We start from the raw sequence: 20,245 nt of genomic DNA, 5'->3' as shown, positions 1-20,245 counted from the left end.
GGGGAGTTCACAGTGAAACCGGTCAAAGTAGGCATCTGTGGGTTAGGGACCGTCGGTGGCGGTACCTTCAACGTACTTCAGCGCAACGCCGAGGAAATTGCTCGTCGTGCCGGGCGTGGGATCGAAGTGGCACAAATTGCCATTCGCACGCCAAAGCCTCAGTTCCAAACGACCGGTATTGCGATTACCAACGATGTCTTCGAAGTGGCCACGAACCCTGAGATCGACATCGTTATAGAGCTGATGGGCGGCTACACCGTTGCCCGCGAGCTGGTACTCAAGGCCATCGAGAATGGCAAGCATGTGGTCACCGCGAACAAGGCGCTTATTGCTGTTCACGGTAATGAAATTTTCGCCAAGGCACGCGAGAAAGGCGTGATCGTTGCGTTCGAAGCGGCGGTGGCCGGTGGCATTCCGGTGATCAAGGCGATCCGCGAAGGCCTGTCCGCCAACCGCATCAACTGGGTGGCCGGCATCATCAACGGCACCGGCAACTTCATCCTGACGGAAATGCGCGAGAAGGGTCGCACCTTCGAGGACGTATTGGCCGAAGCCCAGGCTCTGGGTTACGCCGAAGCCGATCCGACCTTCGACGTCGAGGGGATCGACGCTGCTCACAAGCTGACCATCCTCGCCTCCATCGCGTTCGGCATCCCGCTGCAATTCGACAAGGCCTACACCGAAGGCATCACCAAGCTGACCACTGCTGACGTGAACTACGCCGAAGCGCTGGGTTACCGCATCAAGCACCTGGGCGTGGCGCGCAGCACCGCGGCCGGTATCGAACTGCGCGTGCACCCGACGCTGATCCCGGCCGATCGCCTGATCGCCAACGTCAACGGCGTGATGAACGCGGTGATGGTCAATGGCGATGCTGCCGGTTCGACCCTGTTCTACGGCGCTGGCGCCGGCATGGAGCCGACCGCTTCGTCGGTGATCGCCGACCTGGTGGACGTGGTTCGCGCCATGACGTCCGATCCGGAGAACCGCGTGCCGCACCTGGCGTTCCAGCCGGATTCGCTGTCGGCTCACCCGATCCTGCCGATCGAAGCCTGTGAAAGCGCCTATTACCTGCGCATTCAGGCCAAGGACCATCCGGGCGTATTGGCTCAGGTCGCGAGCATCCTCTCGGAACGCGGCATCAACATCGAGTCGATCATGCAGAAGGAAGCCGAGGAGCACGACGGCCTGGTGCCGATGATCCTGCTGACCCACCGCGTGCTGGAACAGCACATCAACGATGCCATCGCTGCTTTGGAAGCCTTGGCGGGTGTGGTCGGTCCGGTTGTTCGGATCCGTGTCGAGCACCTGAATTAATTAAAAGCAGCGGCAAGCTGCAAGCTTCAAGCGGCAAGTCAAAGGCAGATAGGCTTTTACTTGCAGCTTGTAGCTTGAGGCTTGAAGCCCAAACCGAAGGTTTGCCCTTATGCGCTACATCAGTACCCGCGGCCAGGCACCGGCCCTGAATTTTGAAGACGTCCTGCTGGCAGGCCTTGCCACCGACGGCGGTCTGTACGTCCCGGAAAACCTGCCACGTTTCACCCAGGAGGAAATCGCTTCCTGGGCCGGCCTGCCGTATCACGAACTGGCCTTTCGCGTCATGCGCCCGTTCGTCACCGGCAGCATTCCAGACGCTGATTTCAAGAAAATCCTTGAAGAAACCTACGGCGTGTTCGCCCACAGCGCCGTTGCGCCGCTGCGTCAGCTGAACGGCAACGAATGGGTGCTGGAGCTGTTCCACGGCCCGACCCTGGCGTTCAAGGACTTCGCCCTGCAACTGCTCGGTCGCCTGCTCGACTACGTGCTGGAAAAGCGCGGCGAGCGTGTGGTGATCGTCGGCGCTACCTCCGGTGACACCGGTTCGGCCGCCATCGAAGGCTGCAAGCACTGCGAAAACGTCGACATCTTCATCCTGCACCCGCACAACCGCGTGTCCGAGGTGCAACGTCGGCAGATGACCACCATCTTCGGTGAGAACATCCACAACATTGCCATCGAAGGCAACTTCGATGACTGCCAGGAAATGGTCAAGGCCAGCTTCGCCGACCAGGGTTTCCTCAAGGGCACTCGCCTGGTCGCCGTGAACTCGATCAACTGGGCGCGGATCATGGCCCAGATCGTTTACTACTTCCACGCAGCCCTGCAGTTGGGCGGCCCGGTGCGCTCGGTGGCGTTCTCGGTGCCGACCGGCAACTTCGGCGACATCTTCGCCGGTTACCTGGCACGCAACATGGGCCTGCCGATCAACCAGTTGATCGTCGCTACCAACCGCAACGACATCCTGCACCGCTTCATGAGCGGCAACCAGTACGTCAAGGAAACCCTGCACGCCACGCTGTCGCCGTCCATGGACATCATGGTGTCGTCGAACTTCGAACGCCTGCTGTTCGACCTGCATGGTCGCAACGGCGCGGCAATCGCCGGACTGATGGATTCGTTCAAGCAGGGCGGCGGTTTCAGCGTCGAGCAAGAGCGCTGGACCGAAGCCCGCAAGTTGTTCGACTCGTTGGCCGTGGATGACGCGCAAACCTGCGAAACCATCGCCGAAGTCTACGAGCAGACCGGTGAAGTGCTCGACCCGCACACGGCCATCGGGGTGAAAGCTGCACGCGAATGCCGTCGTAGCCTGGACATTCCAATGGTGATCCTGGGCACCGCCCACCCGGTCAAATTCCCGGACGCCGTGGAAAAAGCCGGTGTAGGAAAAGCGCTCGAACTGCCTGTACATCTTTCTGATTTGTTTGAGCGAGACGAACGTTGCACCGTATTGCCAAATGACCTGAAGGCCGTGCAGGCCTTTGTCAGCCAGCATGGCAACCGTGGCAAGGCGCTGTAACCGGTCAACGCTGTTACATTTTGAAGCCCGTCTCCTGACGGGCTTTTTCATTTCTGCATGCACACTTGTCGTGTTCTCGCCGCGAAAGGATTGGCGAGTGGATCACCAAGGACGTGGGAATGCCGTTTACAAGTGTGTTCAAGCCAGTCGCGCGCTGGCTGATTTTTTTCGGCATCGTGGGCGTCGCCGAATGGGGAGGGGCAAGTCCTGAAGCGATTCAGGAGCGTGGGAAGACCGTTGCACGTTCAGCGGTCGTGCTGGATGACCAGGAGCTGCAGTGGATAGCCAGCCATCCACGGGTCGTGGTCACGGCACTGGAATACCCGTTGTACCACTTCAAGGATGAGCAGGGTCAATGGACGGGCCTGAACAGTGACCTGCTCAAGCGCATCAGTGATATGACGGGGTTGCAGTTCGTTTACGAAGAGTCCTTTTCCGTTGATCAGATGCTGGCTCGTCTGGAAAGCGGCACGGCGGATTTGAGCACCACGCTGTCAATGAATGACGAACGCCGGGCTATTCTCGATTTCAGCCATGCGTACGGTGGTGCAGGATGGGTCTTTGTCGGATTGGCCGGCGCACCGCCGGTGCAGTCGCTGGAGGAACTGTCGAAGCGGGTACTGGTGCTGCCGGTCCGGCATGCACTGGAAGCGATGATCCGACGCGATTTTCCGTCCATCGAATTGCGTTCGGTCAAGACCCACGCCGAAGCCCGTGCCTGGGTTGAAAGCGGAGAAGCCTATGCCACCATCGACAGCGAAATCGGCGCCCAGCTTTTTCCGTCGGGCCGGCAGCAGATCGGATCTGCGGTGCCGTACAAATGGGATGCGGATTATCTGGCGGTGCGCAAGGGGCAGCCGCAGTTGCTGAGCATCCTCAACAAGGCGCTCGAGGCCTTTCCTGCTCAGGAGATGCGCGACCTTCGCCGCAAGTGGTTCGGTGGCGCTACCACGGCACAGGCGCCTGGCCTATGGCAGCGGCTTGACCAGTGGGTCTGCTGGGGCATGTTTGTGCTCAGCCTGTTCGGCCTGTTGTCCCTGCTCTGGAACCGGCGGTTGGCGGTGGTCGTCAGGCAGCGGGTCGAGGCCCAAAGGAGCCTGCGCGATCAGCTCGCATTCCAGCATGCCCTGATGGACGCCATGCCTGACCCGATGTTTGTCCGCGACCTGCAAGGGCGTTTGATCATGTGCAACAAAAGTTATGAGGACGCCTTGTCGACACGTTTTGACCAGATGCAGGGGCGGCAGTTGATCGAGGTCGATGTCATGCCCAGACAAACCGCGGAACTGCTGCATGCCGAGTTCATGGCGCAGTTGAGTACGCGCAGGACACGCTTCTTCGAACGTCAATTGCTGTTCAAGGAGGGTGTCCGGGATATCTACCAGTGGACCGTGCCGTTTTATACGGCGGATGGCCAGATGAAAGGTTTGTTGGGAGGCTGGGCCGACATCGCCCGGCGCACCCGACAAACGTGACGGCCGGTTTTTTTCCCTGTCATGTTCGCCGTGCATGCTCTCTTGACTGCACGGCAGGTTCGCCTGCGGTCGGTATCCAGAACTTTCTTCTCGGGCAAGGGGTCATCTATTGCAGGCATGCCCCAGGCACGTTGTTTTCGGACTAATGAGTGGTGATCGGGATGGAAAGTATCAGTCTGTTGCTCGGTGAGGCGCTGAGCCCGTATCAGGTCACATTGACCCCGTCAGGCATTCGTGGCGAATGCCGGGTGACCCTGAAGAATGCTATCGGCGCGACCGTGGTCGAGCGCGAGTTCAATCAGGCCCAGTTGAATGACAAGCGCTTGCTGACGGATGTGGTCGACGGTTTGCATCGCGACGTGCTGATCGCTGAAGGACGCCTTGAGCCTTGTGTCATCGCGGCATTGCGTAATGCTGCCCGGGACAAGCTTCTGGCCAGCCGCAATTGAACGGATTTTTGTGGGAACCTTCCCGCGCCCAGGTCAGTCAGACTTTGTAACAGCAGGATCAAGCATTGTGCTCCGGTGCTTGTAGCTTGCTGCTACTGGTCTCCAAGCAGACCACGTTTAACCCCGAGTCGTTTCCCCACTTCTCGGGGTTTCTTTTTGCCCGGGATTGATCATGGCTGCGCCAGATTGTCGAAAAACGCCTTGGTGTCTTTCAGGTATTCACTGCGGCTTTGCGGATCCAGCCAGGCGGCATAAGCCTCGTCCAGGCGCTCGCGGGGCAGGGTGCGCAGCACCTGATTGATTTCGGCAATGGCCTGTCGGCCCTTTGGCGTGTCGGTGCAACCGATATAGCCGGACAGGTATTTGCCCGTGCCACGGAGTGGATAGAACTGCAGTTCATCCTCGGCAATGCCTTGCAGCGAAGCCTGGTAGCGGATTTCCGGGCGATAGCCCAACAGCAGGCGCAAACGCCCAAGGCGCTGCATTTGCAGGAGGCTGCCCAGGGCGTCGTTGCCGTAATGAGACGTCAGCACGTCGGCGGGTGCTTGCTTGAGCAACCCGTCGAGGTACTCGCCGTAATTGCGCTCGGCGATGATCCCCAGTTTTTCGTTGCCGCTGGCGAGCAACTTTGCGAGGTCCACTTCGCCATCCTTGATAAAGGGGGCCAGTACCTTCTGGTCAACGCGCCGCACGGCCAAGCCATTGCTCATGGCACGGAAGACCGGGATGGAAAAGGCGATCCACTGTTCCCGTTCCTTGCTCCAGTTCAGCGCCGCGTCGCAGACGAGGGACGGTTCGTGCAGCATTTGCAGGCCACGCGCGCGATTGACCCTCATCACGCTGTGCTGGTACTGCGGCATGCCGGCAATCAACAGGGGAAGCAGTTGATCGATAACGCCCTGGCCCTTTTTCGGTCCGTCGAAGATCGTCAGCGGCGGCAGGTCGCGTTTGAGCCAGATCAGGGTTTCCCTGGATTGCGCCAGGGCTGACGGGACCGGTTCAATGAACAGCAGCAAGGTCGCCAGCACGCAAAGCAGGCAGCCAGCGCGCGACGGGCAGTACCGAATGACCCATGCAGGCAGGCGCCTCAGTTCAGATGGCTCCGTCTTTGCGCAACTGTGCGATCTGCGTCGCGTCATAGCCAAGTTCCTGGAGTACCTGTGCGTTGTGCTCACCCAGTTGTGGCCCGACCCATTCACATTCACCGGGTGTCTCTGAGAGTTTCGGCACGATTCCCGGCATCTTGAAGTCTTTACCGTCCGGCAGTTTGGCTTGCAGGAACATTTCACGCGCCAGGTACTGAGGGTCATTGAACATGTCTTCGGCGCTGAAGATCCGGCTGGCCGGCACGTCGGCCTGATTGAGCAGCGCCAGCACCGTATCCAGCGGCTGCGAATTGACCCAACGATCGATGACGCCATAGATCTCGTCGCGCCGCGCATCACGGCCATCGTTGCTGGCCAGCAGCGGGTCATTGGCGAGGTCCTCCCGGCCAATGATCAGCATGAAGCGTTTGAAAATGGCATCGCCATTGGCGCCGATCTGCACGTGCTTGCCGTCGGCGCTGGTGTGGATCGAGGAAGGGGTGATGCCCGGCATGATATTGCCCGTGCGTTCGCGGATGAAGCCGAACACGTCGAATTCCGGGACCATGCTTTCCATCATCGCGAAGATGGCTTCGTACAGCGCCACGTCCACCACTTGCCCCTGGCCGCCGTTGACCTCGCGATGACGCAGGGCCATCAACGCGCCGATCACGCCCCAGAGCGCGGCAATCGAGTCACCGATGGAAATGCCGGTGCGTACCGGTGGCCGGTCTTCGAAGCCGGTGATGTAGCGCAGGCCGCCCATGGACTCACCGACCGCGCCAAAGCCGGGCTGATCTTTCATCGGGCCGGTCTGGCCGAAACCCGACAGCCGCACCATGACCAGTTTCGGGTTCAAGGCGTGCAGGACGTCCCAGCCCAGGCCGAGTTTTTCCAGGACGCCGGGACGAAAGTTCTCGATCAGAATGTCGGCTTCGCCCAGCAACTGTTTCAGGATCGCCTGACCGTCGGGGTGCTTGAGATTGAGGGTCAGGGACTTTTTGTTGCGCGCCTGGACGAACCACCACAACGAAGTGCCTTCATACAACTTGCGCCATTTGCGCAATGGATCACCACCATCCGGGGATTCGATCTTGATCACGTCGGCACCGAATTCAGCGCAAATGCGTGAAGCAAACGGGCCGGCAATCAAGGTGCCCAGTTCGATGACTTTCAGACCGGAAAGCGGTTTGGCGGTGAGCGGCATGCGGGATCCTGCTGGACGAGGGATGGGCGAATACAGCGTTTTAACATAGCCGACTGTCAGGCGCTTCAGGTTGATCACCTTCAATTCGTGGATTGCCCGTCGCATCGGTTAGACTTGCCGCCTTTCCTCGTATCAAGAAGCCCGTTCATGGCCCAGCCGTCCACGACCTACAAGTTTGAACTGAACCTCACCGACCTCGACCGCAGCGTCTATGAGAGCGTGAAGCAGACCATCGCCCGTCACCCTTCGGAAACCGAGGAGCGCATGACCGTGCGCCTGCTGGCCTACGCCCTCTGGTACAACGAGCAGCTGTCGTTCGGCCGTGGTCTGTCGGAAGTGGATGAACCGGCCTTGTGGGAAAAAAGCCTGGATGACCGCGTCCTGCACTGGATCGAGGTCGGCCAGCCGGATGCCGAGCGCCTGACCTGGTGCTCGCGTCGTACTGAACGCACCAGCCTGCTGGCCTACGGCAGCTTGCGCGTGTGGGAAGGCAAAGTGGTGCCTGCGGTGAAAAACCTGAAAAACGTCAATATCGCTGCCGTGCCTCAGGAAGTCCTGGAGACCCTGGCCAAAGACATGCCGCGCGTCATCAAGTGGGACGTGATGATCAGCGAAGGGACGATCTTCGTCACCGACGACCGTGGTCAGCACGAAGTTCAGTTGCAGTGGCTGGCCGGTGAGCGCGGCTGAGTTTTCGCCGCTTCAGCGCGTCACCCGGTTTTATCCTACGTATTGAAGAGAAGCATCTTTCACCCCATGCGCATCGAACCTCGCCTGCTGCCCGACACCCTGCCATTCCTCGGTGATATTCCGCCACTGCTGACCCGCCTGTATGCGGCGCGGGGCGTGCAATCGGAGGCGGAACTGGACAAGAGCCTGGCGCGGCTGATTCCGTTCCAGCAGCTCAAGGGCATTGATGCCGCCGTGGATTTACTGGTGACGGCGCTCGAACAGCGCCAGCGCATTCTGATCGTCGGCGACTTCGATGCCGACGGCGCAACGGCCAGCACCGTGGGCACGCTGGGTCTGCGTTTGCTGGGGGCGGCGCATGTCGATTATCTGGTGCCGAACCGTTTCGACTACGGCTACGGCCTGACCCCGGAGATCGTTGCAGTCGCGCTGGAGCGCCAGCCGCATTTGCTGATCACCGTGGATAACGGCATCTCCAGCGTCGAAGGCGTGGCCGCGGCGAAAAAGGCCGGGCTCAAGGTGCTCGTCACCGACCACCACTTGCCCGGCGACGAACTGCCGTTGGCCGACGCCATCGTCAATCCGAACCAGCCAGGTTGCGCGTTCCCGAGCAAGGCCCTGGCCGGTGTCGGGGTGATTTTCTATGTGCTGATGGCCCTGCGTGCGCGATTGCGCGAGCTCGGCTGGTACACCAGCAAGCCGCAGCCGAATATCGGCGAATTGCTCGATCTGGTGGCCTTGGGCAGCGTGGCCGACGTGGTGCCGCTGGATGCCAACAACCGGATTCTGGTGCATCAGGGCCTCGAGCGGATTCGCGCTGGACGTGCCCGGCCGGGGATCAAGGCGATCCTCGAGGTGGCCAAGCGTGACCATGCGCGCATCACCTCCACCGACCTGGGTTTCATCGTCGGCCCCCGCCTGAACGCCGCAGGGCGCCTGGATGACATGAGCCTGGGCATCGAATGCCTGTTGACCGAAGACGCAGCTCTGGCCCGTGAGATGGCGGCTCAACTGGACGGCATGAACCAGGATCGCAAATCCATCGAGCAGGGCATGCAGCGCGAAGCGCTGGCCCAGCTCAAGGATCTGCCGGTGGAGTCTATGCCGTTCGGCTTGTGCCTGTTCGATCCCGAGTGGCATCAGGGCGTCATCGGTATCCTCGCATCACGGATGAAAGAGCGTTATTTCCGCCCGACCATCGCCTTTGCCGATGCCGGTGACGGTCTGCTCAAGGGCTCGGGACGTTCGGTCCAGGGCTTTCACATCCGCGACGCCTTGAGTGTGGTGGCGGCGCAGCATCCGAATCTGATCACCAAGTATGGTGGCCACGCAATGGCGGCCGGCCTGACGCTGCCGGAAGCGAATTTCCCCTTGTTCGCCGAGGCCTTTGACGCTGAAGTGCGCCGGCAACTGCGCGAAGAGGACCTGACTGGCCGCTTGTTGTCGGACGGCACCCTGGCAGTGGAAGAGTTTCACCTGGAACTGGCCCGCGCCCTGCGGCATGCCGGCCCTTGGGGGCAGCACTTCCCGGAACCGTTGTTTCATGGGGTGTTCCAGTTGGTCGAGCAGCGCGTGGTGGGCGAACGGCACCTCAAAGTGGTGCTCAAAAGTGAATGTGGTTCGGTGAAGCTCGACGGCATTGCCTTCGGGATCGACCGCGACATCTGGCCGAATCCGACCATCAAGTGGGTAGAGCTGGCCTACAAGCTCGACCTCAACGAGTTTCGTGGCAACGAGACGGTTCAGCTGATGATTGCCCATATCGAACCGCGTTGAACCCACACCTGTAGGAGCGAGCTCGCTCGCGATGGACGTGAACGATGGCGCTGGGAACCTGATACCCCGCGGTGTCCTGTCGTCCATCGCGAGCAAGCTCGCTCCTACAGGGGGGGGCGACATCCGTCGATGTCGACTAGGCTCTAATCACTGCTTGATTTTGGTCTTGTGACGTCTTGTCGAATTTTTTGCCCGCGGGGGCGGGTGTTGTACCTTTTTCCTGTCACTCGTCGACTATTCAAACAGAACCTGGAGCCTGCCCACTGATTCGAGAGGTGCCCCATGAGTCTGCTGCTTGAACCCTTTACCCTTCGCCAATTGACCCTGCCCAACCGCATCGCGGTATCGCCGATGTGCCAGTATTCCAGTGCCGACGGCCTGGCCAATGACTGGCACCTGGTCCACCTCGGCAGCCGCGCTGTCGGCGGGGCCGGGCTGGTGTTTACCGAAGCCACGGCGGTCACCGCCGACGGGCGTATCACGGCTCAGGACCTCGGTCTGTGGAATGACGAGCAGATCGAACCCCTGCAACGCATCACCCGTTTCATCAACGCCCAGGGTGGCGTTGCCGGCATTCAACTGGCCCATGCCGGGCGCAAGGCCAGTACTTACCGGCCATGGCTTGGCAAGCACGGCAGCGTCAAACCCGACGAGGGCGGCTGGGTGCCGGTCGGACCTTCACCGATTGCGTTCGACCCACAGCACACCCAACCCAGGCAACTCGATGACGAAGAGATCGCCCAAGTGATCCAGGCCTTTGTCGATGCGGCAAAGCGCTCGCTGACGGCCGGTTTCAAGGTGGTCGAAGTGCACGCCGCCCATGGTTACCTGCTGCATCAGTTCCTGTCGCCGTTGAGCAATCAGCGTCGCGATCAATATGGTGGTTCATTCGAAAATCGTATTCGGCTGGTGCTGCAGGTCACCGAAGCGATACGTGCGGTGTGGCCTGAAGAGTTGCCGGTGTTTGTCCGGGTGTCGGCCACCGACTGGGTCGAAGACGGCTGGAACCCCGATGAAACCGTGGAACTGGCGCGTCGCCTCAAAGCCCTGGGCGTGGACCTGATCGACGTCTCGTCGGGCGGTACGGCGGTGAATGCCGAAATTCCCACAGGCCCCGGTTACCAGACCCGCTTCGCCGAACGTGTGCGCAAGGAGTCGGGCATGGCCACCGGCACGGTCGGCATGATCACCGAGCCGGCCCAGGCCGAGCACATCCTGCGCACCTGCCAGGCGGACATCATCTTCCTGGCCCGTGAGTTGTTGCGCGATCCGTACTGGGCGCTGCACGCTGATGATGACCTGGGCGGGCACAAGGCCGTGTGGCCGGCGCAGTATCAGCGGGCGACTCACCGTGAGCAGCCGATTCATGAATCGGATTTGCGCGACTGAAATCCATCGATACGAAAAAGCCCCTGAATCGCGAGATCCAGGGGCTTTTGCTTATGCCGGTGACCGATCAGGCCGCTTCGATCTTGCTGCGGTTCTGTTCGACCTGGTTCAGGTAGTCCTTGAGCTTGTCCTGTTCGGCAACTGTCGTGAACAAGCCAAGCTTACTGCGACGCCAGAGGATGTCGTGGGCGCTGGTGGCCCATTCTTCGCTGCACAGGTAGTCGACTTCACGGGTGTAGAGACCGCCGCCGATATGCTCGCCCATGTCGCTGAGGTCTTGTACACCTTCAAGCATGCGCCAGGTACGGCTGCCGTAGGTGGTGGCCCAGCGGCGAGCGATCTCGCTCGGTACCCAGTCGAACTGGTCGCGGATACGCGAGCTCAAGGCTTGCGGGGTGGTCATGTCTTCACCGCCCGGCAGCGTGGCGCTGGCGGTCCAGCTCGGCTTGATGTGCTTGAAGTACGGGGCCAGTTGCGCCAGCGCCGACTCGGCGAGCTTACGGTAAGTGGTGAGCTTGCCACCGAACACCGACAGCAACGGAGCTTCTTCGCCACTACCCGACAGCGCCAGGGTGTAATCGCGGGTCACGGCCGACGGGTTGTCGGACTCGTCGTTGCACAGCGGGCGCACACCGGAATAGCTGTGCAGGATGTCGTCGCGACTGATCTGCTTTTTGAAATGGGCGTTGACCACGTTCAACAAGTAATCGGTTTCACCGTCGGTGATTGCAACGGCAGCAGGATCGCCGGTGTACTCGCGGTCCGTAGTGCCAATCAGGGTGAAGTGGTTCAGGTACGGAATGGTGAACACGATGCGCTGATCTTCGTTTTGCAGGATGTGCGCGTGTTCGCCTTCATACAGCTTCGGCACGATCAGGTGGCTGCCCTGGATCAGGCGGATGCCGTAAGGCGATTCCATCTTCAGGTCATCACGAATGAACCTGGCGACCCATGGCCCGGCCGCATTGACCAATGCCTTGGCGCGAATCGAAAACAGGCTGCCATCGCTGCGTTCCAGGTGCAGGTGCCACAGGCCCTTGGTGCGTCGCGCGCTGACGCAGCGGGTTTGGGTGTGAACGTGGGCGCCTTGTTCCCGGGCGGCCATGGCGTTCAACACCACCAGGCGTGCGTCGTCGACCCAGCAATCGGAGTATTCGAAACCCTTGGTGATCTCGCTTTTCAGTGCGCTGTCGGGGCCGAATTTCAGGCTTTTCGAACCCTGGAGTTGTTCACGCTTGCCCAGGTTGTCATAGAGAAACAGCCCGGCGCGGATCATCCATGCCGGGCGCAGGTGCGGGCGGTGTGGCAACACGAAGCGCATTTGCTTGACGATGTGCGGTGCCTTGGTCAACAGCACTTCACGCTCGGCCAGGGCTTCACGCACCAGGCGAAATTCGTAATGTTCGAGGTAGCGCAGGCCGCCGTGGATCAACTTGCTGCTGGCCGATGAAGTATGGCTGGCCAGGTCATCCTTTTCACAAAGGAACACCGAGAGGCCGCGACCGGCGGCATCTGCTGCGATCCCCACGCCATTGATCCCGCCACCGATGACGGCGATATCGTAGACCTCGGCGAGAGGGGGCGTAGGCAAGGTGGAAGTGGGCATCGGCACGGCCTCGGAATTCTTTGATGTTCTGTATTTGAATTCGAACATTAATGTTCATTTGCGAAAATACTAGCCCATAAAGAGGCACACAGCCAGTCAGCTTCGATTGAAAATACTCATCGAAGGGCCGTTAAAGGAAAATTTACGAACATTTTGAAATGTGGCTGGCTTGAGATCGACGGAGTTTAAGTGACCGCCATCGCGAGCAAGCTCGCTCCCACAAGGAATTGAGTCGGTCACAAAACTTGTGTACGCCATCAATCACTGTGGGAGCGAGCTTGCTCGCGATGGCGGCAGTGCAGGCGCCGTAGATATAGCGGTGAGGTTAAACGACTTCCAACCGAACCTTGTGCTGGTTCAACAGCTGCGCCAGCGCCGGGGAAGGCTGCTGATCGGTGACCAGGCAATCGACCAGGCTGATCGGCCCCAGGCGAATCATGGCGTTGCGCCCGAACTTGCTGGAGTCGGCTGCGAGTATCACTTGTCGGGCATTGGCGATGATCGCCTGGGATACCCGCACTTCCTGATAATCGAAGTCCAGCAGGCTGCCGTCTTCATCGATACCACTGATGCCGACCAAGGCGAAATCGACCTTGAACTGGTTGATGAAGTCGACACTGGCCTGACCGACCACGCCGCCGTCGCGCCGCACGTTGCCACCGGTCAGCAGCACGTCGAAGTCGTCCTTGGCGCTGAGCATGGAGGCCACATGCAGGTTGTTGGTGATGATCTTCAGGTGACTGTGGTTGAGCAGTGCCCGGGCGATGGATTCGGTGGTGGTGCCGATGTTGATGAACAACGAGGCATGGTCGGGAATCTGCGCGGCAATGGCTTCGCCGATACGCTGTTTTTCATCGCGCATCTGATCGGCGCGCATGGCGTAGGCGGTGTTTTCGACACTGGAGTCATAGGCGGCGCCACCGTGGTAGCGACGCAACAGGTTGGCTTCCGCGAGCTGATTGATGTCGCGGCGGATGGTCTGCGGTGTAACGACGAACAACGTGGCCATTTCCTCGATGCTGACGTAGCCGCGTTCGCGAACCAGCTCGAGGATTTGCTGCTGACGGGGAGGCAGATTCATGGGGCGTCCTTTGGGCTGCCGTGCAAAATTTGCCCATGATGCCGCAGGAATCCACTCCCTACCAGTTACATACAGATACGGGGGCTGTAGTTCGCTTATTCGGTCTCGTCTTCAACCGCCCAATCGCGGGTGCGGCTGACCGCTTTTTTCCACCCGGCGTAGAGCTTTTCCTTCGCAGCTTCATCCAGTGTCGGCTCGAAACGGCGCTCGATCACGGCCTTGCCACGCAACTCTTCCAGGCTGCCCCAGAAGCCACAGGCCAGGCCTGCCAGGTAAGCGGCGCCGAGTGCTGTGGTTTCGCGCATTTGCGGGCGCTCGACCTGCGTGCCGAGGATGTCGGCCTGGAACTGCATGAGGAAATTGTTGGCCACTGCACCACCGTCCACGCGCAGCGCTTTCAGGCGCTCCCCGGAGTCCTGCTGCATGGCGTCCAGCACGTCGCGGGTCTGGTAGGCAATCGACTCCAGCGCGGCACGAATGATGTGGTCCACGCGAACGCCGCGGGTCAGGCCAAACAATGCGCCACGGGCATACGGGTCCCAGTACGGTGCGCCAAGACCGGTGAAGGCCGGCACCAGGTACACGCCGTTGCTGTCCTTGACCTTGTTGGCGAAGTATTCAGTGTCGTGGGCGTCGTTGATGATTTTCAGCTCGTCACGCAGCCACTGCACGGTGGAGCCGCCGTTGAACACTGCACCTTCCAGCGCGTAGGCCACTTCGCCGCGAGGGCCGCAAGCGATGGTGGTCAGCATGCCATGCTTGGATTTCACCGCTTTGTCGCCGGTGTTCATCAACAGGAAGCAGCCAGTGCCATAGGTGTTTTTCGCCTGGCCTGGCTCGACGCACATCTGGCCGAACAGGGCGGCTTGCTGGTCGCCGGCGATACCGCCGATGGCGATGCCGCTTTTGGTGTGGCCGTAGATTTCCGAGGACGATTTAACTTGCGGGAGCATTTCGCGCGGGATATCCAGCACCTCCAGCATCTTCGCGTCCCACTCGAGGGTGTGGATGTTGAAGAGCATGGTGCGCGAGGCGTTGGTGTAGTCGGTGACGTGCACCTTGCCGCCGGTAAATTTCCAGATCAGCCAGCTGTCGACGGTGCCGAACAGCAGTTCGCCGTTGCGCGCACGTTCGCGGCTGCCTTCGACGTTATCGAGAATCCACTTGAGCTTGGTGCCGGAGAAGTAGGGGTCGGTGACCAGGCCTGTGGTGTCGCTGATGTATTGCTCGTGGCCATCGCGCTTGAGCTGCTGGCAGATCTCGGTGCTGCGCCGGCACTGCCAGACGATGGCGTTGTAGATCGGGCGGCCGGTGTTCTTGTCCCACACCACGGTGGTTTCGCGCTGGTTGGTGATGCCGATGGCGGCTACCTGGTCGTGGTGCAGGCCGGCCTGTGCCAGGGCCTCGACCATCACGGCGCTTTGGGTGGCGAAGATCTCCATCGGGTCATGCTCGACCCAACCGGCTTGCGGGTAATGCTGTGCGAACTCCCGTTGGGCGGTGCAGACCACGTTCGCGTCACGGTCGAAAATGATCGCGCGGGAGCTGGTCGTACCCTGATCGAGGGCAATGATGTAGTTCTTATTCTGTGTGTCGGTCATGTCGATTGCCTTGGACGAAAAAAGGGAGTGAGGTCTGGCGCGCGATCAAAGGGCAGGGGCACGCGCCAACGATATCAGGACGTTCTGGGTTTGCCGTCAATGGCAGGTCGCTCATCCTTTGTAGCAGGTACGGAGCCCGGCAGATGGCGGGCAATCAGCCCGCGATAGGCGGCGGCGCCGAGGCAGGCACCGACAATCGGCGCAAAAACAGGAATCAGGAAGTACGGAATATCGCGTCCGCCGGTGAAGGAAATTTCACCCCAGCCAGCGAAGAAAGTCATCAGTTTAGGGCCGAAGTCCCGCGCAGGGTTCATGGCAAAACCGGTCAGCGGTCCCATCGAGCTGCCGATCACCGCAATCAGCAGGCCGATCAGCAGCGGTGCCAACGGGCCTTTGGGCAGGCCGTTGTTGTCGTCGGTCAGGGACATGATCACGCCCATCAGGATGGCCGTAATGATCACCTCGACCAGAAATGCCTGGGCGGTGGTCAGCGCAGGATTCGGGAAGGTGGAGAACACGGAGGCCAATTCAAGGCTGGCTTGAGATCCACGAACCATGTGCTGCGTTTGTTCGAATTCGAAGAATAGATTGCTGTAGAGCGTGTAAACCAACAACGCGCCACAGAAGGCGCCCGCCACTTGGGCGAGTACGTAGAAAGGCAATTTACGCTTTTCGAAGTCCGCGAAAATGCTCAGGGCAATGCTGACGGCAGGGTTCAGATGAGCGCCGGAAACCCCGGCGGTGAGGTAGATCGCCATGCTGACGCCGACGCCCCAGATAATGCTGATTTCCCACAAGCCAAAACTGGCACCCGCGACCTTGAGCGCGGCAACACAACCGGTACCAAAAAAGATCAGCAGCGCCGTACCCAGAAACTCGGCCATGCATTGGCTCGAGAGCGACGGTTGTTGTAAAGCAGTAGTCATTGAAACCTCAATTTTTTTTGTTGTCTGGCGCGTTCTTGCCTACATGGTCAACGCGCGTTTTTCGCCGGGGCAGGATCCCCATCCTGGTCGCGGTTACTGCTGGGTACAGCGGTAGGACGTTTCGTATAGTTTCAGAAACGAAAAAATATAGACAAGAAACGCTGCTGTCAAAGGTCGAAAGTGAACCACCAGTCACAAAAAAACTATTCGTTGCATGAATGAATGAGTCATTGCGCAATGGGATGGCCAGGCAATGGCGTTATGGATGCGCCGCCGTAGAGCCTTTTAACGATCAATGTCCTAGAATCCGGCGCAGTATTTTCTTCTGCCGCCCAGTCTGGAGCTGCCATGACCCCCGCATTGGATTTATTGAAAAAGGTTCGGGCCGAACATCGCGTACACAGTTACGAACATGACCCGAAGGCCGCCTCCTATGGCCTGGAAGCCGCGGAAAAACTCGGGCTCGACCCGGCGCAGGTGTTCAAGACCTTGCTGGCGGCCAGCGAGAAAGGTGAGTTGCTGGTGGCTGTGGTGCCGGTTGTCGGCAGCCTGGACTTGAAAGGGCTGGCCCATGCCGCTGGCGTGAAAAAGGTCGAAATGGCCGATCCGGCGGCAGCGCAACGCTCTACGGGTTATCTATTGGGCGGGATCAGCCCGCTGGGGCAGAAAAAGCGTTTGCGTACCTTCATTGATAACTCGGCCCAGCCCTTCGCCAGCATTTTTGTCAGTGCCGGTCGGCGTGGACTGGAAGTCGAGCTGGCGCCGGCCGTGCTGGCCGAACACACCCAAGCGAAGTTTGCCGATATCGGCCGTGCGTGAGCGCAGCGCTGTATGGTGAAAATCAGCCGGTTCTGTCACTGGTGCCGGTTCGGCCGGCGCTGCATGCTCGGCGATCTGACAAAGGGAGAAGGGTATGCAGCTTGAGTTTCATCAGGTCGACGCGTTCAGCAATCAGCCATTCAGCGGCAACCCGGCGATGGTCTATCGGCTCGATACCTGGCTCGCCGATGAGTTGATGCAGAAGATTGCCGCCGAGCACAACCTCGCCGAAACGGCGTTTGTCGTGCGCGAAGGGCAGGGCTGGCACATCCGCTGGTTTACGCCGACCACCGAGGTGCCACTGTGCGGTCACGCGACACTGGCCAGTGCCCATGTGTTGTTTGAGGTCTATAAAGAGCCGGTCGAGCGACTGGACTTTATCTGCAAATCCGGCCCGTTGAGCGTGACCCGTGAAGATGGACGACTGTGGCTGGATTTCCCGTCGATCACTGCGTCGCCGGTGAACGTGATCTCGGACATCGAGCGTGCACTGGGTGTGAAGGCTGTCGAGGTACTGGCTTCGAATGAGCTGTTCGTGGTGCTGGAGTCGGAGCAAGCCGTGCTCGATTGCAAGCCGGACATGGTCGCCCTGGCGAAACTGCCATGGTTGGGCGCCATCGTGACGGCGCGGGGCGAGCAGCACGATTTCGTTTCCCGTTACTTCGCCCCGGCAATCGGCATCAATGAAGACCCGGTGACCGGATCGACCCATTGTCTTCTGATTCCGTACTGGTCAAAGCGTTTGGGCAAGTCGAGCCTGACAGCCTGTCAGCGTTCGACGCGGGGCGGGGAGTTGTTCTGCCAGCTGGAAGGCGAGCGGGTGATGATCGGCGGGGATGCGACGCTCGTAGCAAGCGGAACGCTGATGCTGGGCTAACGCAAACCCAATTGTGGGAGCGAGCCTGCTCGCGAATGCGGTGTGTCAGTCAACATCATCATTGGCTGACACACCGCATTCGCGAGCAGGCTCGCTCCCACAGGGGTTGTGTTGATCAGTGAGCGGAGCTGTAGCGCCGGACACCCGATTCAGCAGCCGGAATCTGCGCAGCCGTGCTGCCGGACGCCTGGAACAGCACCAGGTGTTCAGCCGCGACACGAATGCCCACATCCGCCCCGACCTGACGATCGACATGGCTCGGGAAGATGGACTCCAACTGCGCGCCTGTCGGCAGTTGCAAGCGATACAGGGTCGACGCACCGAGGAACGTCTTGCCAGCAATTCGCGCCTTCAGTGCGCTGTCCGGCGCATAGACGATATCGTCCGGGCGCAGCAGCACGTCCACGGCGCCGCCTACCGGCCAGGTGTAGGCCCGGTTGCCGCGCAACTCACCCAGCTCGGTTTGCACCGACTCCGGGCTGCTCAACTGACCGCGAATGAAATAGCCCTGGCCGATGAAGCTCGCCACAAACGGCGTCAGCGGTTCGTGATACAGGTTGTAGGGCGTATCCCACTGTTCCAGTCGACCTTCCTTGAACACGCCAACATGGTCGCTGACCGCGAAGGCTTCTTCCTGGTCGTGTGTCACCAGAATCGCGCTGGTGCCACGGGTCTTGAGGATGTCGCGTACTTCATGGCTGAGCTTGCGGCGCAATTCGCCATCGAGGTTGGAGAACGGCTCGTCGAGCAACAGCAGTTGCGGTTCCGGCGCTAGTGCGCGGGCCAGGGCGACTCGTTGCTGCTGCCCACCGGAAAGCTCGTGGGGGAAACGTTTGCCGAGGTTCTTCAGGTTGACCAGTTCCAGCAGCTCTTCGGTGACGCGATCCTTTTGCGGATGCTTGCGAATGCCGAAGGCGATGTTGTCGGCCACGCTCAAGTGCGGGAACAGCGCGTAGTCCTGGAACACCATGCCGATGCGGCGTTTCTCCGGGGCGAGGGTGAAACCGGCGCTGGAGATGGTCTCGCCGGCCAGCTGGATTTCGCCTTCGTGTACCGGTTCGAAACCGGCAATCGCCCGCAGTGTGGTGGTCTTGCCGCAGCCGGAAGAGCCCAGCAGGCAACCGATGTCACCGGCGTTCAAATGCAGGTTCAGGTTCTGCACCACGCGCTGGTCTTGATAGCCGCAGGCGAGGTTGCGCAGGTTAAGCAGTAATGGCTGGCTCATGCGTGGTGATACGCCGGTTCGACGAGGAATTCGAGCAGGGCTTTTTGCGCATGCAGACGGTTTTCGGCTTGATCCCAGGCCACCGAGCGTTTGTCGTCGAGCAGGTCGACGCTGATTTCCTCGCCACGGTGCGCCGGCAGGCAGTGCATGAACAGCACGTCGTCAGCGGCCAGGTCGAGCAGCGCGCGGTTGACCTGGTACGGTGCGAACAGTTGCAGGCGCTTGGCGGTTTCCTCTTCCTGGCCCATGGAGGTCCAGACGTCGGTGCTCACCAGGTGTGCACCGCGCACGGCGTCTTTCGGGTCGCGAACGATGGAGACCCGATCGCCGGCCTTGGCCAGGAACACCGGGTTGGGCTCGTAGCCTTCCGGGCAGGCAACGCGCAACTGGAAGTCGAACTGGATCGCCGCTTCTATATAGCTGTTGCACATGTTGTTGCCATCGCCGATCCAGGCCACGGTCTTGCCCTGGATCGAGCCGCGGTGTTCGAGGAAGGTCTGCATGTCGGCCAGCAACTGGCACGGGTGCAGGTCATCGGACAGGCCGTTGATCACCGGTACGCGGGAGTTGGCGGCGAATTCGGTCAGGTTGCTGTGGGCAAAGGTACGGATCATCACCGCATCGAGCATGCTCGACATGACGATGGCGCAGTCGCCGATCGGTTCGCCACGGCCCAGTTGGGTATCACGTGGCGACAGGAAGATCGCCTGGCCGCCGAGCTGGATCATGCCGGCCTCGAAGGAGATCCGGGTGCGGGTCGAGGATTTCTCGAAAATCATCCCCAGGACGCGGTTTTTCAGAGGCTCGAACAGTACGCCGCGGTTACGCAGGTCCTTGAGCTCAACGCCTCGACGGATCACGCTGACCAGCTCTTCGGGCGTGCAATCCATCAGGGAGAGAAAGTGCCTTGCGCTCATCATTGACTACCTTTTTGCTACAAACCGCAGATGCTCAAAGCCTTGTTTGACGGAACAACGGGCGAGACCTGCGGCGTAAGCCGCACGGGGCGACGAAATAGGGGAAGGCGCGATCTTATAATTAAATGTCGCGTCTTACCAATAGGGCTACAGTTTTTAGGGAGTTTCAGAGGTGCTACGGGTTAACCGAGGTAGCGCTTTTGAAGCCTGTTTCCTGAATGCAGCGGTTCATTTGTACACCGGCCTCTCGGGGCTTGGCAATCAGGCGGGGCGGCAATGGTGCGCT

Annotated in this window: 17 protein-coding genes; 9 read left to right on the top strand and 8 right to left on the bottom strand. The window is 60.3% G+C overall.

The features are described 5' to 3' along the window. Positions 1 to 12 precede the first annotated feature (12 nt). The 4 genes from KW838_RS06885 (at position 13) to KW838_RS06870 (ending at position 4,760) form a co-directional block, all read left to right on the top strand. Entirely contained in the window at positions 13 to 1,317 is a 1,305-nt protein-coding gene (locus KW838_RS06885) for a homoserine dehydrogenase (RefSeq protein WP_008053502.1), read from the top strand. A 109-nt stretch (positions 1,318 to 1,426) separates the two neighbouring features. Beyond that, positions 1,427 to 2,836, top strand: coding sequence for a threonine synthase (gene thrC, locus KW838_RS06880; RefSeq protein ID WP_218500757.1), 1,410 nt, complete (start codon positions 1,427 to 1,429; stop codon positions 2,834 to 2,836). A gap of 119 nt (positions 2,837 to 2,955) precedes the next feature. Then, positions 2,956 to 4,311 (top strand): transporter substrate-binding domain-containing protein, encoded by a 1,356-nt coding sequence (locus tag KW838_RS06875; protein WP_218500756.1) that lies wholly within the window; start codon positions 2,956 to 2,958, stop codon positions 4,309 to 4,311. A 161-nt stretch (positions 4,312 to 4,472) separates the two neighbouring features. Further along, positions 4,473 to 4,760 (top strand): DUF3509 domain-containing protein, encoded by a 288-nt coding sequence (locus KW838_RS06870; RefSeq protein WP_007971293.1) that lies wholly within the window; start codon positions 4,473 to 4,475, stop codon positions 4,758 to 4,760. A 170-nt stretch (positions 4,761 to 4,930) separates the two neighbouring features. Here the strand turns inward: KW838_RS06870 and KW838_RS06865 are convergent, their stop codons facing one another. Together KW838_RS06865 and KW838_RS06860 are read right to left on the bottom strand one after the other, a co-directional pair. Beyond that, positions 4,931 to 5,899, bottom strand: coding sequence for a TIGR02285 family protein (locus KW838_RS06865; protein ID WP_218500755.1), 969 nt, complete (start codon positions 5,897 to 5,899; stop codon positions 4,931 to 4,933). Then, a complete protein-coding gene (locus tag KW838_RS06860) occupies positions 5,853 to 7,052 on the bottom strand; it encodes a CaiB/BaiF CoA-transferase family protein (protein WP_218500754.1) in 1,200 nt (399 codons plus the stop codon). The genes KW838_RS06865 and KW838_RS06860 overlap by 47 nt, the downstream gene beginning before the upstream one ends. Before the next feature lie 147 nt (positions 7,053 to 7,199). Here KW838_RS06860 and KW838_RS06855 point away from each other — a divergent pair, with 147 nt between their 5' ends. The 3 genes from KW838_RS06855 to KW838_RS06845 all read left to right on the top strand — a co-directional run bounded on the left by KW838_RS06855 (position 7,200) and on the right by KW838_RS06845 (position 10,907). After that, positions 7,200 to 7,742, top strand: coding sequence for a YaeQ family protein (locus KW838_RS06855; protein WP_007971297.1), 543 nt, complete (start codon positions 7,200 to 7,202; stop codon positions 7,740 to 7,742). A gap of 66 nt (positions 7,743 to 7,808) precedes the next feature. Next, on the top strand, positions 7,809 to 9,518 hold the full coding sequence (gene recJ / locus KW838_RS06850; RefSeq protein ID WP_102698462.1) for a single-stranded-DNA-specific exonuclease RecJ: 1,710 nt from the start codon (positions 7,809 to 7,811) through the stop codon (positions 9,516 to 9,518). 282 nt (positions 9,519 to 9,800) lie between these two features. Further along, positions 9,801 to 10,907 carry an NADH:flavin oxidoreductase/NADH oxidase gene (locus KW838_RS06845; protein WP_102698461.1) on the top strand — a complete coding sequence of 369 codons (1,107 nt, stop codon included), beginning with the start codon at positions 9,801 to 9,803 and terminating at the stop codon, positions 10,905 to 10,907. Positions 10,908 to 10,974: 67 nt separating this feature from the next. Here KW838_RS06845 and glpD read toward each other — a convergent pair whose 3' ends face one another. From glpD to KW838_RS06825, 4 genes are all read right to left on the bottom strand, one after another. Then, on the bottom strand, positions 10,975 to 12,513 hold the full coding sequence (glpD, locus tag KW838_RS06840) for a glycerol-3-phosphate dehydrogenase (RefSeq protein WP_218500753.1): 1,539 nt from the start codon (positions 12,511 to 12,513) through the stop codon (positions 10,975 to 10,977). 325 nt (positions 12,514 to 12,838) lie between these two features. Further along, positions 12,839 to 13,594 carry a DeoR/GlpR family transcriptional regulator gene (locus KW838_RS06835; RefSeq protein WP_007971301.1) on the bottom strand — a complete coding sequence of 252 codons (756 nt, stop codon included), beginning with the start codon at positions 13,592 to 13,594 and terminating at the stop codon, positions 12,839 to 12,841. A 95-nt stretch (positions 13,595 to 13,689) separates the two neighbouring features. Then, positions 13,690 to 15,195, bottom strand: a complete 1,506-nt coding sequence (gene glpK / locus KW838_RS06830) for a glycerol kinase GlpK (RefSeq protein WP_218500752.1) — start codon at positions 15,193 to 15,195, stop codon at positions 13,690 to 13,692. 74 nt (positions 15,196 to 15,269) lie between these two features. Beyond that, the gene (locus tag KW838_RS06825; protein ID WP_218500751.1) at positions 15,270 to 16,121 is read right to left on the bottom strand and encodes an MIP/aquaporin family protein; all 852 of its coding nucleotides are present in this window, start codon (positions 16,119 to 16,121) and stop codon (positions 15,270 to 15,272) included. 348 nt (positions 16,122 to 16,469) lie between these two features. Here KW838_RS06825 and ybaK point away from each other — a divergent pair, with 348 nt between their 5' ends. Then, positions 16,470 to 16,940 (top strand): Cys-tRNA(Pro) deacylase, encoded by a 471-nt coding sequence (gene ybaK, locus KW838_RS06820; protein ID WP_007971306.1) that lies wholly within the window; start codon positions 16,470 to 16,472, stop codon positions 16,938 to 16,940. A gap of 94 nt (positions 16,941 to 17,034) precedes the next feature. Continuing rightward, the gene (locus tag KW838_RS06815; protein ID WP_218500750.1) at positions 17,035 to 17,817 is read left to right on the top strand and encodes a PhzF family phenazine biosynthesis protein; all 783 of its coding nucleotides are present in this window, start codon (positions 17,035 to 17,037) and stop codon (positions 17,815 to 17,817) included. Positions 17,818 to 17,932: 115 nt separating this feature from the next. Here KW838_RS06815 and KW838_RS06810 read toward each other — a convergent pair whose 3' ends face one another. After that, complete coding sequence (locus KW838_RS06810; RefSeq protein ID WP_102698458.1) at positions 17,933 to 19,042, bottom strand: ABC transporter ATP-binding protein; 1,110 nt, start codon at positions 19,040 to 19,042, stop codon at positions 17,933 to 17,935. Continuing rightward, positions 19,039 to 19,959: an ornithine carbamoyltransferase gene (gene argF, locus KW838_RS06805; protein WP_217836278.1), complete on the bottom strand. Its 921-nt coding sequence runs from the start codon at positions 19,957 to 19,959 to the stop codon at positions 19,039 to 19,041. The genes KW838_RS06810 and argF overlap by 4 nt, the downstream gene beginning before the upstream one ends. Positions 19,960 to 20,245: the final 286 nt, after the last annotated feature.

Source organism: Pseudomonas sp. PDM27, from assembly GCF_019219205.1.
Taxonomy (GTDB): Bacteria; Pseudomonadota; Gammaproteobacteria; order Pseudomonadales; family Pseudomonadaceae; genus Aquipseudomonas; species Aquipseudomonas laurylsulfatiphila.
The sequence above is the reverse complement of the archived record's forward strand: the minus strand, read 5'-3'. Positions and strand labels throughout refer to the sequence as shown.